Consider the following 15,899-nt stretch of genomic DNA (forward strand, 5'->3'; position numbering starts at 1 on the left):
TAACAACCGATATTGCAGTTTCCAATAATATACTATATAATCAATTTAAGAAAACGTTTTCATGCAAAGGGGGAGAATTTCGTGTCGACTATAGAGGACGTGGCGAAATTAGCGGGGTTATCAAGGACAACGGTTTCTAGGGTGATTAATAATCATCCATATGTTTCAGATGAGAAGAAAAAAAGGGTTCAATTAGCAATGAAGCATTTAGGCTTCGTTCCTAATTCTGCGGCGAGAAGGCTTCGTAAACAAAAAACGGAAACAATTGCGGTGCTCGTTCCAAGGATTACAAATCCTTTCTTCAGTAGATTTATCGAAGCAATCGAGATTGCTGCTTCTGAACATAAATATAAACTGATTATTTGTCAAACAAGGTATTTACCGGAAAAAGAGATGGAGTATTTACAATTATTATCTACGAAACAAGTAGATGGGATTATTCTATGTTCACTAGAAAATCCGTGGGAAGATGTAGAGCCATACTTACAGCACGGTCCAATCGTGTTGTGTAATGAATATATTGAGGAAGCAAATATTCCAACAGTGAAATTTGATCATGCGCAAGGAGCATACATAGCTGCGAAGCATGTTTTAGATCAAGGATATCGTAATCTTATTTTTTGCCGTGGTAACGAAACCAAAGTCGTTAGCCAGCAGCGAAAAATGGGCTTTTTACGTGCAATAACTGAGAAGAGCCGCCAAGTAGAAGCGATTGACTTTCTTGAAAACGCTTTCTCTTGGGAAGATGGAAAACGAATATTCCATGAAGTATTAAAGGACAAAAAAAATCCTACCGCGATTTTGGCAGGAGGCGATGAGGTAGCAGCTGGAATTATCTCAGAGGCGAAACGCCATAACTGGAGCATTCCAGATGATCTCGCTGTTATCGGTTTTGATAATCAAATATTATCGCAGATTACAGAACCAGGTATTACGACAATTGAACAGCCAATTGATGAAATGGCCCGAAAAGTTGTCGACCTAATGATGGATAAAATTCATACGAAAAATTATCGAAAAAAAGAATTGTATGAGTTTGAACTGGAGCTCTTGGTGAAAGGTTCAACGATGAAGGATAAGATGTTATTAGCCTAGTAGACTATGTCTGCTAGGTTTTTTTCTGTTCACAAACTACTATTCTTCGTGAACGCAATCATCACATTTGTTATGGTATGCTTCGTGCTGCTCATCAATTTCTTTCCCGCAGTGCGCACAAGTTTTCGTCGGTAAATTTCTGAAAAACTCCATTGGTTGATCGATCATGTCAATCCCTCCATTTCCATTTCTTACTATCATTGTATTAGTACAAAAAATAAAAGTCAATAACTGTTTTATAACAAAATTGAAAATTAATGAAAAAGTTTAGGAAATGGATTATAGTTAACAATGTAGGATGTAAGCAAAACATGCATTTCTACTCGGTTTTAGAAAGGATGGATACATATGAAAATGACTGTTGTCGGCTTTTGGGGCGGCTTTCCAGAAGCGGGAGAAGCAACGTCGGGGTATTTGTTTGAACACGATGGTTTTCGTTTACTTGTAGACTGTGGTAGTGGTGTACTAGCACAGCTTCAAAAATATATAACACCGTCTGATATAGATGCAGTTGTACTGTCGCACTATCATCACGATCATGTTGCAGACATTGGGGTATTGCAATATGCGAGACTAATTACGAGTGCGACAACAAGGCAACTACCAGAACTACCAATATACGGTCATACGTTTGATGAGAATGGTTTCCATTCTTTAACACATGAACCGCATACGAAAGGAATCGCGTACAATCCAGAAGAAACACTTCAAATTGGACCGTTCTCGATTTCATTCTTAAAAACTGTTCATCCTGTTACATGCTTTGCGATGCGCATTACAGCAGGTAGTGATATCGTAGTATACAGCGCTGATTCCAGTTATATTCCTGAGTTTATTCCATTCACGAAAGATGCTGATCTTTTCATTTGTGAGTGTAATATGTATGCACATCAAGAGGCTGCAAAAGCAGGGCATATGAATAGTACAGAAGTAGCAAGTATTGCAAAAGATGCGAATGTAAAAGAACTTTTATTAACGCACTTACCGCATACAGGCAACCCATCTGATTTAGTAACAGAAGCAAAACAAATTTTCAGTGGTCACATTACGCTAGCGCATAGTGGCTACGTATGGAACTCATGAGGTGATACGATGTTATTTATTGATAATAAAGGAATTACAGACCCTAGAATAAACTTAGCGATTGAAGAATATTGTGTGAAGAATTTAGATATTAACGAAACATATTTACTGTTTTACATTAATGAGCCTTCGATTATCATTGGTAAAAACCAAAACACAGTAGAAGAAATTAATGCAGATTACGTAAAAGAAAAAGGTATTCATGTCGTTCGTCGTCTATCAGGCGGAGGCGCAGTATATCATGATTTAGGAAACTTAAACTTCAGTTTTATTACGAAAGATGATGGAGACAGTTTCAGCAACTTCAAAAAATTCACAGAGCCTGTAACGAAAGCGCTTAGTAAATTAGGCGTAAATGCTGAACTAAGTGGTCGTAACGACATTTTAGCTGAAGGTAGAAAAATTTCAGGTAACGCGCAGTTCTCAACGAAAGGTCGTATGTTCAGCCACGGTACGTTACTATTTGACTCTGAAATCGATCACGTCGTATCAGCGTTAAAAGTAAAAATGGATAAGATTCAATCAAAAGGTATTAAATCAATCCGTAGCCGCGTTGCGAACATTACAGAGTTCCTAAACGAAGAAATGACGACAGAAGAGTTTAGACAACTTCTTCTAGAAACAATTTTCGAAGGAGAAACAGAAATCCCAACGTATGAATTAACAGAAAATGATTGGAAAGAGATCCACAAACTTTCTGAAGAACGTTACCAAAATTGGGATTGGAACTACGGAAAATCACCGAAGTTCAACTTACAACATTCACACCGCTTCCCAGTTGGACAAGTTGATGTTCGTCTTGAAGTGAAAAAAGGAACAGTAACAGAATGTAAAATTTACGGCGACTTCTTCGGTTCACTAGATGTTCATGATATCGAAGAGCGTCTAACAGGCGTTCAGTTCGATAAAGATGCATTCACTGCAGCTTTAGAAGGCGTAGATATCGCACGCTACTTCGGTAACATTACAACTGAAGATTTCTTACATTTATTCTTCTAAAAATGAGGGAGGCTGCCATAAAGGCAGCCTCTTTCTTTTTGTAGTTTTGTCGATATAATTCCATTTACCACAAAATGTATACTTACAGGACATCTGCCTCTTATAAAGGAATATATATATGAAAAGGAGGCGAATCGAAATGAAAAGAGTAATGTACGTTATATTATTGCTCAGCTTCGTCATCGGAATGACAGCGTGTAACAGTGGATTGCCCTCAAGTCGTACAATTTTGTCTATCGGAAAACCGGCTGAGGATAATGTTATATATTTTACGCATACAGATAACAAACGAAAGATACATGATATACAAGACATGTTTCAAAATAAGAAGTGGAAAAGAAATGAAACATTCAGCACTGTTAATAAAACGCCAGATGTCGTCTTATCAATAGATGAAAACAACAAAGGGTTACCGACGTTATATGTTACGGTGTATTTTCATGAAGATGGAGCGGACGCTCTTAACTTGCACGGCGAGCATACGACGTTAAATAAAGAGGAACTTAATAAACTTAGAGAAAAGATGAATGCATATTATCCTAAAATGATTTCTGGTCTAGTTTCATAAATTACTTACAAATAAAATCCCCTTATTCTTCCAAAGTAAACTAAGAGTAGGTGGTCTGTCTATATGCAGTTAATAGAATATCACTTGCCACTTTAATTTTCTTTTAATATAATTAATTTAGAATTTTTAAATATTCTAAATTTTATAAAGGTGGGGTTTTTGTGAATCTCGTTCAATCTTTGGCTGAAACGGCAAAAAAGAAGGGGGATAAACCGGCTTATATATTTATGGATCAGTCGGTCTCATATGACCAATTAAACAAAATGGTCACAAGGTTTTCTGGCAATTTAGCAGAAATGGGCATTGGAAAAGGGGACAATGTCGCATTAGTTGTTGGGAACTCACCACATTTTTTGGTCGGTTTATACGGAACAATGAAAGCCGGAGCAACTGTTATTCCAGTTAATCCAATTTATACAGCAGACGAAATGCATTATATTTTACAAAATGGAGATGTAAAAACAATCATCGTACTCGACGTCCTTCTACCTGTTATACAATCTCTTACAACAAGACTTCCTTCATTAGAAAACATCATCATATGCGAAACCTCATCAGATTTTAACCATACAGAAACCGAAAAAATGAAAACGTTTACTAGTTTTGTGGGGACTGGAGATACAACTTACGAAGGTCCTGAACTAGATGAAGAAGATGTAGCGGTTATCCTATACACTTCGGGCACAACTGGAAAACCGAAAGGCGCTATGTTAACACATAAAAATTTATATAGTAATGCGAGCGATGTGGCTTCGTATTTACAATATACGGCTGATGACCGCGTTGTTGCGGCACTGCCTATGTTCCATGTATTCTGTTTAACAGTTGCGGTAAATGCACCGATTGTGAACGGGGCAACGATTTTAATGTTACCGAAATTTAGTCCGAAAGAAGTATTCCGTATTTGTCGTACGTACGAACCAACGATCTTTGCTGGCGTACCGACGATGTACAATTATTTATATTTATTTGAAGAAGCAAGCGCAGAAGATGTGAAGACGCTTCGTCTTTGTATTTCCGGTGGCGCATCGATGCCTGTTGCTCTTCTACAAAACTTTGAAAAACGTTTTAACGTTATTGTTTCAGAAGGATACGGTTTATCAGAAGCATCACCAGTTACTTGTTTCAATCCGCTAGATCGTCCTCGTAAACCAGGGTCGATTGGCACAAATATTTGGCATGTAGAAAATAAAATTGTAAATGAACTTGGGGAAGAAGTACCTGTCGGCGCAGTCGGCGAATTAATCGTTCGCGGACCTAACGTTATGAAAGGATACTATAATGCACCAGAAGATACAGCTGCGACATTGAAAGACGGCTGGCTATATACAGGTGACTTGGCGAAAATGGATGAAGAAGGTTACTTCTATATCGTTGATCGTAAAAAAGATATCGTCTTAGTTGGCGGTTATAACGTATACCCTCGTGAAGTAGAAGAAGTATTATATACGCACGAATCAGTAGCCGAAGTTGTCGTAATCGGTGTTCCTGATGAAAACTTAGGAGAAGCTGTGCGAGCGTACGTCGTTTTGAAGCAAGCAAACGTAACAGAAGAAGAACTAATGCATTACTGTACGTTACATTTAGCGAAATATAAAGTGCCGAAAAGCATTGAGTTTTTAATAGAATTACCGAAGAATACGACGGGTAAGTTGTTAAGAAGAGCATTGAGAGAGAAAGCGATGCAAGTGTAAAAATGAGGCAACCATCTTTGAAGGTGGTTGCCTCATTTTTTTGTGCATTGATTAAGCTGTGGTGCCATATATTTAAAGCTTCATATGACCAACAAGGAGGAGATATACATAGAACAGAAGGGATTAACGCTTACGGCGAGTGCAATATCTTATTTGTGAAATTATGGATGAACTCTGAAAATGATAAGAACGGTAATTTTAATCAAAATGGAGTAATGAACCGTGAATCAATGGCTACGGTGTTAGTAAATGCATATAAATTAGAATGGAATGAAAATAGTAAGTTACCAAAAGAATTTGCTGATTTGAAAAATCATTGGGCTCGAAGTATGCCAATATTTTAGTTTAGCAAGAAAATTTAAAATCCAAGTTGACACATATGAATTACAGAATTAAAATGAAAAGAAATCGAATACAATACATTAGAAGCTAATCAGATAAACTGAAGGCGCACAATGTTCACATTTGTGAATATATTGTGTGCCTTTTTCTATTGTATAAACTAAGGGGGCTTAACGATGAAAAAGTGGGGTAAGGCAGCGTTTATGAAAAGTACAGGTGTTTTATTATCAGCAGTTGTACTTTTATCAGGGTGTGGTTCGGCAACATCCACTAGTAATTCTGAAGGAAGTGGGGATAAAAAAACAGTTGAGCTTTTAAATGTTTCTTATGATCCAACTAGGGAGTTATATCAAGATTTTAATAAAGATTTTGCGAAGTATTGGAAAGAGAAGCACGGGCAAACAGTAAATGTAAAACAATCACACGGGGGATCTGGAAGTCAGGCGCGTTCTGTTATTGATGGCTTAGAAGCAGACGTTGTTACACTAGCACTTGCTTATGATATTGATGCCATTAGTAAGAAAAAACAACTAGCAGAAGATTGGCAGAAGCGACTTGCGAATAATTCCACTCCATACACGTCAACAATTGTATTTCTTGTTCGAAAAGGAAACCCGAAAGGAATTAAAGACTGGGATGATTTAACGAAAAAAGGTGTGTCTGTCATTACACCAAATCCAAAAACATCAGGCGGAGCACGTTGGAACTATTTAGCGGCGTGGGGATACGCATTGAAAAAATATAATAATAGTGAAGATAAGGCGAAAGAGTTTGTTAGCCAAATTTATAAAAACGTAGAAGTATTAGATTCAGGAGCGCGCGGAGCAACGACAACATTTGTTGAAAAAGGAATTGGTGACGTATTAATCGCATGGGAAAATGAAGCGTTATTATCTCAAAAAGAGCTTGGAAAAGATAAATTTGAAATTGTAACCCCTTCTATTAGTGTACTTGCAGAACCACCAGTAGCGGTTGTAGATAAAGTCGTTGATAAAAAAGGAACGAAAAAAGTAGCAGAAGGGTATCTTGAATATTTGTACTCAGAAAAAGGACAGGAAATTGCGGCGAAAAACTTTTATCGTCCGCGTAATGAAAAAGTAGCAGAAAAATATGCATCTCAATTTCCGAAAGTTCAATTATTTACAGTAGATGAACTATTTGGTGGCTGGAAAAAAGCACAAGAAAAACACTTTAATGACGGCGGCGTATTCGATAAAATTTATCAAAAATAATGCGTACTGCTAAAGGGGGATGAGGTGAAAGAGGATGAGGAAGAAGCGTGTTTTACCAGGGTTTGGATTATCGCTTGGATTTACAATGTTGTACATGAGCTTATTCGTACTTATACCACTTTCTATCGTATTTATTCAAACTTCACAGTTAGGTTGGAAGAAGTTCGCTGGGGTTATAACGAACGAGCGTGTGTTGCATTCCTATCAAGTTAGTTTTACAACTTCATTTGCAGCTGCTATTGTAAATGCCATTTTCGGTTTATTAATAGCTTGGGTGCTCGTACGCTACAAGTTTCCAGGGAAACGACTATTAGATGGACTCATTGATTTACCGTTTGCACTTCCGACAGCTGTAGCTGGTATTACACTTACAACGCTTTATGCGGAAAATGGATGGATTGGGAAAATATTTAGTCTGTTTCATATAAAAGTAGCTTTTACACCAATCGGAATTATCGTTGCGCTTACTTTTATCGGTTTACCATTTGTCGTTCGAATGGTGCAACCAGTGCTGCAAAATATTGATAAAGAAGTAGAAGAGGCGGCTTCGAGTTTAGGTGCATCCCGCTTGCAAATATTTGTGAAAATCATTTTACCAGAAATCTTTCCCGCTCTTCTTGCAGGTTTTTCACTCGCATTTGCAAGAGCATTAGGAGAATACGGATCTGTCGTTTTCATCGCAGGTAATATGCCGATGAAAACAGAAATTGCGCCACTGATGATTATGACGAAACTAGAACAATATGATTATGCGGGGGCAACAGCTGTAGCGACCGTGATGCTTATTATTTCTCTCCTTTTCCTTCTTCTTATTAATATGATTCAAAGCTGGAGTAGAAGGCATGAACTAAAAAGTGAATAGGAGGAGAGAAAATGGAACCAACATTATTAGAAAAGAAAATAGTAAAAAGCGTATCAGCTAAAAAAGAATCTAAGCTTGTACCAGGCATATTAATTACGATTACAGTTTTATTTTTATCTCTCTTTCTATTACTGCCACTCATAACTATTTTTCTAAAAGCCTTTGAAAGAGGGATGGATGTATACATTGCCGCTATTACAGATCAAGAAGCATTTTCAGCAATTAGATTAACGCTTCTCGTTGCGTTAATCGTTGTGCCGCTTAATACGATATTTGGGGTAGCGGCCGCATGGCTTATTACAAAGTTTCAGTTTAAAGGAAAACAAGTATTACTCTCTCTTATTGAACTGCCGTTTGCTGTGTCACCAGTTATCGCAGGATTAGTATTCGTTTTACTTTTCACACCGAGGGGTGCTCTTGGCGAATGGTTACTTGAACATGGAGTGAAACTCATTTTCTCTGTACCAGGCATTATTATCGCAACAATCTTTGTAACCTTCCCGTTCGTTGCACGTGAATTAATTCCCATTATGCAGGCGCAAGGGAAAAGTGAAGAAGAGGCAGCTTTATCACTTGGCGCAAGTGGCTGGAAAATGTTTTGGCGCGTTACGCTTCCAAATATAAAATGGGGTCTTTTGTACGGCATGATTCTATGTAATGCCCGTGCTATCGGTGAGTTTGGAGCCGTTTCTGTCGTATCAGGTCACGTGCGCGGTATTACGAATACGATGCCGCTCCATATTGAAATTTTGTACAATGAATATCAATTTTCAGCAGCATTTGCAGTAGCGACGTTAATGTCATTAATTGCAGTGTTTACACTCGTTATAAAAAACTGGATTGAATGGCGAATGGAAAAACGACAATAAGAGGGGGATTACGGTGAGTATTCAAATTCAAGGTGTATCAAAGCAATATGGTACATTTCAAGCACTAACAGACATTCATTTGGATATCCCAAAAGGTGAACTTGTTGCCTTATTAGGCCCGTCAGGTTCTGGGAAAACGACGTTATTACGCATTATTGCAGGATTAGAAGAAGCGGATGGAGGCTCTGTTTCATTTGATGGGGAAGATCTAACAGACATTCATGTGAAAAACAGGCAAGTCGGTTTCGTCTTTCAGCACTATGCGCTCTTTAAACATATGAATGTATTTGAGAATGTCGCTTTCGGTTTAAAAGTAAGAAAGAAAAGCTTAAGACCGTCAGCAGAAGCGATAGAAGAAAAGGTAACAGAATTATTAAAGCTCGTAAAAATGGATGGCTTTGCTAAACGTTATCCAGCGCAATTATCTGGTGGACAACGTCAACGTATTGCACTAGCCCGGGCACTTGCAGTCGAACCGAAAATTTTATTACTCGATGAACCGTTCGGTGCACTCGATGCAAAGGTGAGAAAAGAATTACGAAGATGGCTCCGAAAATTACATGACGAATTTCAAATTACGAGCGTATTCGTAACACATGATCAAGAAGAAGCGTTAGACGTTGCAGACCGCATCGTTGTAATGAATGAAGGTTGCATTGAACAAATGGGAACACCGGAAGAAGTATATGAAAACCCAGCAAGTCCGTTTGTATATGACTTTTTAGGAAATGTAAATTTATTTCACGGCCGCGTTCATAAAGGAAAGCTAAATGTAGGGTCGGTCGAACTAGAAGCACCAGAGCATAAGCACGTTTCCAACGTAGACGGAATAGCCTACGTAAGGCCGCATGACTTATCAATCTCTCGTACGAAACAAAGCGTAGATGCAATCCCGGCCAAAGTATCATACTCTCACGCAGTTGGACCTGTCGTATATGTAGAATTAAAACGAGATGGAACAGATGAGTACTTAGAAGCAGAAATAAGTAAAGAACAGTTCAAGCATCTCAGCATTCAAGCGGGTGATTTCGTATACGTACAGCCGAAAGAAGTGAAAGTGTTTATTCCGGAGGATTTTGTGATTTAAATAAAAACCGAACCGTCATCTAAGTGGCGGTTCGGTTTTCTTTATTTTTTCTCTACCAATTTTTTATTCTTCCAATCTAGTGTGAACAATTTATTAAATGTTTTTTGATCAACGTCTTTTACGTTGTTTCCAACCCAGTTTGCAGTTCCGAATGTGAAGCCTGGACGAAGTTGGTAATCGTCGGCGTGTTTTGTATAAGCGACTTGTAAGTTAGATTGATCTGTATTTTTTTCAGAGATAACAACAGCAATCATACCAGGAGAGAAACCGCTATTTGTTAATGCTGGAAGTTGATCCATCGGTATTAAATTACCTTTTGCATCAGATTCATATAGGTATGTGCGAGAGTACATGAAAAGTTGGTTTCCATATAAAGAATGATAGGAGTCACGTGTGTAAATACCCCAGTTTTGATTGTTATATCCGTTAAAGAATACGTTCCACTTTACGTTTTTGTTTGTTTGGTCAATTAAATTTGTTTTATAACTAGTTTGTTTATAGCTTACAGAGTCAGACCAAGTGACTTGACCAGTTGCACCAGCTTCACCGCTAGGTCCATTAGGCGTTACAGAAGCTTTAACAGAGCCACCAAGTTGATAAGATACGCTAGATGTTACAGTCGTTTCTTCTACAGCATTTGTAGGTGCTACGTTAAAGAAACGAGCGCTGTTATCTTGAAGGTTAAATGCAACATCATATTGTGAAGGATAACGTAATGTTGCACTAGCGCCAGGGATTGGGTAGTTATCAATAGGTGCATCACTTATAGTAGGATTTGCTTTTAGAAAACTACCAGTTGTATTAATAACGGCAATCTGTTTATCAGCGCTTGGGTCATCGATAAAAGTTACCTTTAAAGACATTGTCATATTATCAGCTTGATCATTATTAAATGTATTATAGCTCGTATGTGTTTTTGCATTTTGCCCGATATCTGTTACAACTTGTGACGTCGTTTGAGCGTAAGTAGCAGGTGTTGAAAGAGTTACAGCACTACTAGCAAAAACAGCGGATAATGCTAAACATTTTAAGTAGGTTTTAGAACGTTTCATACAATCACTTCCTTTTATCTTTGTCGATATATGTCGTATTACATTTATATCGTAACATGAAAATAAAACGTAATGGATAGTTATGCATAATTGCATAGATGAGTTTTGAAGGATAAAGATAATAGAATTTCATCCAACACTTAAGACTCGAAAATGTCCATTACAGCCGTTCTTAAAAATTTTAAGACAATATGTTTATCAATGTTCTTATTCTGAAGATTGAAGCGCTTAATATTTACGTTATAAGTGCATAACAAGTTATAATAAAAGAAATCAATAAGGAGGCTGGCTGTGAAGAATCTTCGTTATCTCAATATATTTACCATATTAATTATATACACACTACTTATGTTTTACATCGGCTGGAACGGATGGGTTTGGCTTCATGCGGTATTTGGCTGGGAATCTTGGGGATATTATGCTTTCATAGTCGCATTTATTTCATATGCGTACATTCTCGTGCAAGTGTTTAAGTTTTTGCCATTTCTGCGAACGATAGGTTCGATTTGGTTTGCGGTCATACAATATGCGCTTATGTTGTTGCCATTAGCTGATATTATGGTCTTTCTTTTACAGTTTTCAGTAGAGAAAGAAGCGGCAATTATTTGGACAGGGGCGGCTGTGATAGTTGCATTTATCTTTATCTTTGCGTATGGAGTATTTAATGCGTATAGTCCGGTAGTAAGAAAGTACGAGGTGCACATACCGAAAAAGGTAGAGGGGCGTAAAAGTTTACGCATTGCGATGGCTTCTGATATGCATTTCGGTAAACTGTCTGGCGTTTCGCATTTAAAAAGACTTGTTCGTCATGTAAATGAGATGGAACCTGATATTATTTTACTGCCAGGTGATATTATCGATGATCATCCAGGTGTGTTCATTCAAAAGAATATGGGACCAATCATGAAACAAATGAAAGCTCCATTAGGCGTATATGGCGTTTTAGGAAACCATGAATATTACGGCAGAGCAGTTCCAGAGTTTTTACAAGAGATGGATAAGATTGATATTCGTATTCTTTTAGATGAAGTAATTACAATTGAAGATGACTTTTATCTCATTGGAAGAAGAGATAAAACAGAGCGAGATCGCCAAAGCTTTGAACAATTAATGAGTACGGTAGATAAATCGATGCCTGTTATCGCAATGGATCACCAGCCATTTGAATTGAAACAAGCAGCAGCGGCAGGTGTAGATTTATTATTATCCGGTCATACGCACCGCGGACAAATGGCGCCCAATCATATTGTAACGAGAAGAATGTACGAGCTAGACTGGGGATACGCACAAAAAGGTGCGTTCCACGCAATTGTTTCTTCTGGATTTGGATTTTGGGGACCCCCGCTTAGACTTGGTAGTAGGTCGGAGATTGTGCAGGTAGAAGTTACGTTTGAATAGGGGTTATGAAATAGAGAGTTGATGGCTCTCTATTTTTTTTAATAAAAACAAATAAAAATAAATATTTATGTTGGTGCTAATTTCATAAAAGAGACTCGATTAAAATAAAGGGGGATTGTAAGTGATCATATCAGATGTACTATACGGAGAATTTGAAGTGGATCAAGTAGTAGAAGAATTAATTTCAAGTAAGTCTATGCAAAGACTAAAGGGAATTCATCAAAATGGCGCAAGTTACTTAGTGAACGAGAAATGGAATGTAACGCGCTTTGATCATTCAGTTGGTGTTATGTTATTAGTTAAAAAACTAGGTGGTTCAGTAGAAGAACAGATCGCTAGTTTACTGCATGACGTATCGCATACTGCCTTTTCCCACGTGATTGATTACGTTTTTGATAATGAAGATGAAAGTTATCATGAAGAGATATTTAGTTCTGTTGTGAAAAACTCAGAAATTCCAGCGATCCTTGCGAAGCATGGTTATAACTATGAAGATATTTTATTAGATGATTCGAAGTGGACATTACTGGAAAGGTCAGCGCCCGAATTATGTGCAGATCGAGTGGATTATACGTTACGAGATATGTATACATACGGATATATTTCTTTAGAAGAGGTTCATAGATTTTTAGAGGATATTATCGCAGTAGAGGGGAAAATGGTCCTTCAAAGTATCGAAATGGCAGAGTGGTTTACAGAAACGTATTACAAAGAAGTAATCGATTTCTTTATGAAACCAATGAATATTTACGGAAATGATATGTTAGTGAAAACGTTAAAGTTAGCTCTTCATAAAAAGGTTATTCATGCAGATGATTTCCTTCTTGAAGATGAGGAGCTTATTTCGAAATTGCAGCAATGTAATGATTCAGAAGTCCATGCTTTATTAAGAAAAGTTCATCCCAATGTAAAAGTAAAAGAAGATAGAGACGATTACGATTTGTATCAGAAAAATAAAGTCCGTCTTATTGATCCTCCGTTACTTCGTGAAGGTGAAGTTATTCCAGCATCTGTTGTGTCAGAAAACATAAGACAGATGAGTGATATTGCTTATGAAAAAGCGGTGAGAGGGATGTATGTGAAAGTGATTTCGAATTAAAAAAGAAGTAGCGCATCGTTTTTAGAGCGCTACTTCTTTTTTATTAATGATCAAACCAATTCCAAATCTCAATATCTCCAAGAGTCGCATAACGTACGTGCGGGGAGTTTTGTAATTTTAATAACTCTTTCGACGGGCCAGTAATGACAATGCCGTATACTTTTACGCCATTCTCTTTTACATATTCATAACGTTTATCTAAGTTTAGTTCTTTCTCAGAAAGCGCTGCTATTTTGCTTACCGTTTTTTTATGGATAGAAAGGACGCGCATCATTTCGGTTACTTTGTCTTCTTGCGTTTTCTGCCCGTCAGTTTCATTATCGAGGAATCTTACATGTTCTGGAAACCCTATAGCTTCTCCGCCATGTAGGATATAGTCATCTACATTTTTTCTTTCTTGTCCTGTATCTAAAGCGTACCATAAAGGAGTTGGAGGGAGTTCTTGTGCCTCGAATGTGCTATATAAAAGCGGTTCTAATTCTTTTAAAGTGTAAGCTTTATCAAAAGAAATTGCTACTTCTGCAACGGTTCCATCATGTACTTTTGCAAGTGTATCCCATACTTTTTTTGATGAATCCTTTAAATAATCACCCTGCTCTGTTTTTGGATGAACAAAGAAGAGTTTTGGTTGATAGAACGGATTCATCCAAGTTCGCTTCGTAACATCTACAGATGATAAAAAGCTTTTTGTTTCTATTGTACCGAGGGGCATTTCTTTTTTACCGACGGTTCGTACTAAATCAAATTGGCTATTCGTACGGAAAAAAGCTTCTACACTTGTTACGCCTCCCATAACACGGCTATTTGGGATCGTTGCTTCAAGTGCAAGCGAAGGAACCTCTCTAATTTCTTCTCCTTTATAATAGTCAATATGGACGAGCATTCGGTAAAATGTTTCTTGCATGAGATCTTCCGCATAGTGGGAATCTCCGGTTAGGGAGAGAAGATAGCGAAATAAATCTTGCATATGCTCTGAGTAAATTTCTTCTAATGATTGTTTGCGTTTCACTACATTTCCCTCCCTTCATACATAACAACGAAATACATATAAAAAAGTTACAATTTTTTATGGAATTATAGTAAAAAACGTCAAGAATTGGATTGTGTTCTCTTTTATCATAATACATATAAGGCGGGTGAACAGAGATGGAAAGCTATGAAACACAAATTCAAAGGTCAATTGATTATATTGAGGAAGATGTAATGGAAAAACAAACGCTGCGTAATTTAGCGAGGGTTGCAGGTTTTTCTGAGTCGCATTTTCATCGTGTATTTCAGGCATTAGTAGGTGATACAGTAATGGAGTATGTTCGAAAGAGGAGGTTAGCCCGGGCAGCTTATCAACTTTCTCATACGGATGAAAAAGTTATTGATATCGCGTTTGAACATGGCTTTCAATCTCACGAAACGTTCACGAGAGCCTTTAAAAAATTATTTCAAATGACACCGAGTGAATATCGAAAACAAGAAATTGAAACACCGATGTATTACAGAGTGAATGTAAAGCAAAGAAAATTAAATCCGTATTTAGGAGGCATACAAATGGAATATCGTATTGTAAATAAACCAGAATTTTTAGTGGCGGGTTATGAACTGAAGACGACAAGTAAAGAAGGGAAAAACCATCAAGACATTCCAGTATTTTGGCAAGAATATTTACAAAAAAATCTTGGGACAACGATTCCGAATCGTAAAGATACGAGCCAATGGGTAGAGCTTGGATTATGTACTGATTTTAATTTAGAAACAGGAGACTTCACTTATATTATCGGAATGGAAGTTACAGACTTTGAAAATGTACCAAATGAAATTGCAAAGCGTACTTTCCCGGCAGCAACATATGCAGTATTTACAACGCCGAAAGTTCCTCATGAAGAAATGGTATCGTCTATCCACCAAACTTGGAATGCAGTATTCTCAGAATGGTTTCCGCATTCAGGCTATGAACATTGCGGCGTTACAGAGTTTGAATTATACGATGAGCGTTGCCACGAAGATAAGAGTGAGTTTGCACAAGTAGAGCTTTGGATACCGGTGAAGAAAAAATAATAGGGTAAGAGCGAATCATTGGGAGATGGTTCGCTTTTTTTATAAGTGGATTGTTAAATTTGTATTGTTTTATCTGTAATACATATGAAAATGGTAAAATAAAATAGCAATTAAATATTGCGGGTGGAAGGTTATGCCCTTTCTTCATTTTGTGAAGAAAGGAGGTGTAATCGTATGGAATTTCTTTTGCAAATTTTGTTGGAAATTACAAAAACTATAGCTAGAGAAGGTATAGTTTTTGGATTTAAGAAATTAACGGCAAAAAAGCGCAAAAAGAAGACCACCCGTCTGCCTGCGAAGCGTGGGAAGTCTTCTAAGCGCAAATAAGCTTTAGTTGCAACCTTCCACCTTGCGGTAATTAGTTGCAGTGACGGGGTGTTGGAAGCACCTCGTCTACTTCATTTTATGCAAAACTTAGTTAGTTTATACTTCTATTTATAGTATAACAGTTTAGAAATGTATTTGTTAAT

16 protein-coding genes and 3 pseudogenes are annotated in these 15,899 nt (G+C 37.4%); 14 read left to right on the forward strand and 5 right to left on the reverse strand.

The genetic code is table 11. The annotated features are described in order from the left end of the window. Nucleotides 1–81 precede the first annotated feature (81 nt). Complete coding sequence (locus DN401_RS16570) at nt 82–1,095, forward strand: LacI family DNA-binding transcriptional regulator (protein WP_000103715.1); 1,014 nt, start codon at nt 82–84, stop codon at nt 1,093–1,095. 39 nt (nt 1,096–1,134) lie between these two features. Here DN401_RS16570 and yhfH read toward each other — a convergent pair whose 3' ends face one another. Beyond that, a complete protein-coding gene (gene yhfH, locus DN401_RS16575) occupies nt 1,135–1,263 on the reverse strand; it encodes a protein YhfH (RefSeq protein ID WP_000567010.1) in 129 nt (42 codons plus the stop codon). A gap of 180 nt (nt 1,264–1,443) precedes the next feature. Between yhfH and DN401_RS16580 the strand changes: the two genes are divergently transcribed. The 9 genes from DN401_RS16580 to DN401_RS16620 all read left to right on the forward strand — a co-directional run bounded on the left by DN401_RS16580 (nt 1,444) and on the right by DN401_RS16620 (nt 9,831). After that, a complete protein-coding gene (locus tag DN401_RS16580) occupies nt 1,444–2,178 on the forward strand; it encodes an MBL fold metallo-hydrolase (protein ID WP_000784668.1) in 735 nt (244 codons plus the stop codon). A gap of 9 nt (nt 2,179–2,187) precedes the next feature. After that, the gene (locus tag DN401_RS16585) at nt 2,188–3,177 is read left to right on the forward strand and encodes a lipoate--protein ligase (protein WP_000897285.1); all 990 of its coding nucleotides are present in this window, start codon (nt 2,188–2,190) and stop codon (nt 3,175–3,177) included. A gap of 139 nt (nt 3,178–3,316) precedes the next feature. Beyond that, nucleotides 3,317–3,745 (forward strand): hypothetical protein, encoded by a 429-nt coding sequence (locus DN401_RS16590; RefSeq protein WP_000832612.1) that lies wholly within the window; start codon nt 3,317–3,319, stop codon nt 3,743–3,745. A gap of 161 nt (nt 3,746–3,906) precedes the next feature. After that, nucleotides 3,907–5,439, forward strand: a complete 1,533-nt coding sequence (locus DN401_RS16595) for a fatty acid--CoA ligase family protein (protein ID WP_001055150.1) — start codon at nt 3,907–3,909, stop codon at nt 5,437–5,439. 167 nt (nt 5,440–5,606) lie between these two features. Continuing rightward, a complete protein-coding gene (locus DN401_RS30475; RefSeq protein WP_001986183.1) occupies nt 5,607–5,783 on the forward strand; it encodes a hypothetical protein in 177 nt (58 codons plus the stop codon). Nucleotides 5,784–5,957: 174 nt separating this feature from the next. Next, entirely contained in the window at nt 5,958–7,013 is a 1,056-nt protein-coding gene (locus DN401_RS16605; protein WP_000758695.1) for a sulfate ABC transporter substrate-binding protein, read from the forward strand. Between the two features lie 34 nt (nt 7,014–7,047). Next, nucleotides 7,048–7,875 carry a sulfate ABC transporter permease subunit CysT gene (gene cysT, locus DN401_RS16610; RefSeq protein WP_001227877.1) on the forward strand — a complete coding sequence of 276 codons (828 nt, stop codon included), beginning with the start codon at nt 7,048–7,050 and terminating at the stop codon, nt 7,873–7,875. Nucleotides 7,876–7,886: 11 nt separating this feature from the next. Next, nucleotides 7,887–8,744 carry a sulfate ABC transporter permease subunit CysW gene (cysW, locus tag DN401_RS16615; protein ID WP_000433826.1) on the forward strand — a complete coding sequence of 286 codons (858 nt, stop codon included), beginning with the start codon at nt 7,887–7,889 and terminating at the stop codon, nt 8,742–8,744. A 13-nt stretch (nt 8,745–8,757) separates the two neighbouring features. Then, nucleotides 8,758–9,831: a sulfate/molybdate ABC transporter ATP-binding protein gene (locus tag DN401_RS16620; RefSeq protein ID WP_100654940.1), complete on the forward strand. Its 1,074-nt coding sequence runs from the start codon at nt 8,758–8,760 to the stop codon at nt 9,829–9,831. A 41-nt stretch (nt 9,832–9,872) separates the two neighbouring features. Here the strand turns inward: DN401_RS16620 and cytK2 are convergent, their stop codons facing one another. Together cytK2 and DN401_RS30480 are read right to left on the reverse strand one after the other, a co-directional pair. Further along, nucleotides 9,873–10,883, reverse strand: a complete 1,011-nt coding sequence (gene cytK2, locus DN401_RS16625; protein ID WP_000830632.1) for a beta-channel forming cytolysin CytK2 — start codon at nt 10,881–10,883, stop codon at nt 9,873–9,875. Nucleotides 10,884–11,026: 143 nt separating this feature from the next. Next, nucleotides 11,027–11,140 (reverse strand): annotated as a pseudogene (locus tag DN401_RS30480) (TetR family transcriptional regulator); the annotation flags it as partial. 34 nt (nt 11,141–11,174) lie between these two features. On the opposite strand from DN401_RS30480, the gene DN401_RS16635 reads away from it, so the two are divergent. Further along, nucleotides 11,175–12,281, forward strand: coding sequence for a metallophosphoesterase (locus tag DN401_RS16635; protein ID WP_000793729.1), 1,107 nt, complete (start codon nt 11,175–11,177; stop codon nt 12,279–12,281). A 121-nt stretch (nt 12,282–12,402) separates the two neighbouring features. Further along, nucleotides 12,403–13,380: an HD domain-containing protein gene (locus tag DN401_RS16640; protein WP_000587076.1), complete on the forward strand. Its 978-nt coding sequence runs from the start codon at nt 12,403–12,405 to the stop codon at nt 13,378–13,380. A gap of 43 nt (nt 13,381–13,423) precedes the next feature. Here DN401_RS16640 and DN401_RS16645 read toward each other — a convergent pair. Beyond that, nucleotides 13,424–14,233 (reverse strand): annotated as a pseudogene (locus DN401_RS16645) (anti-sigma factor); the annotation flags it as partial. Continuing rightward, nucleotides 14,222–14,389: pseudogene (locus DN401_RS29900) on the reverse strand (sigma factor); the annotation flags it as partial. The pseudogenes DN401_RS29900 and DN401_RS16645, both read right to left, overlap by 12 nt. A gap of 137 nt (nt 14,390–14,526) precedes the next feature. On the opposite strand from DN401_RS29900, the gene DN401_RS16650 reads away from it, so the two are divergent. Both DN401_RS16650 and DN401_RS29905 read left to right on the forward strand, forming a co-directional pair. Next, on the forward strand, nt 14,527–15,429 hold the full coding sequence (locus tag DN401_RS16650; protein WP_000446858.1) for an AraC family transcriptional regulator: 903 nt from the start codon (nt 14,527–14,529) through the stop codon (nt 15,427–15,429). A 174-nt stretch (nt 15,430–15,603) separates the two neighbouring features. Continuing rightward, entirely contained in the window at nt 15,604–15,756 is a 153-nt protein-coding gene (locus tag DN401_RS29905) for a hypothetical protein (protein WP_000394943.1), read from the forward strand. The last annotated feature ends 143 nt before the right edge of the window (nt 15,757–15,899 follow it).

The sequence above is a fragment of the Bacillus sp. BF2-3 genome, from assembly GCF_008368795.1.
GTDB lineage: Bacteria > Bacillota > Bacilli > Bacillales > Bacillaceae_G > Bacillus_A > Bacillus_A cereus.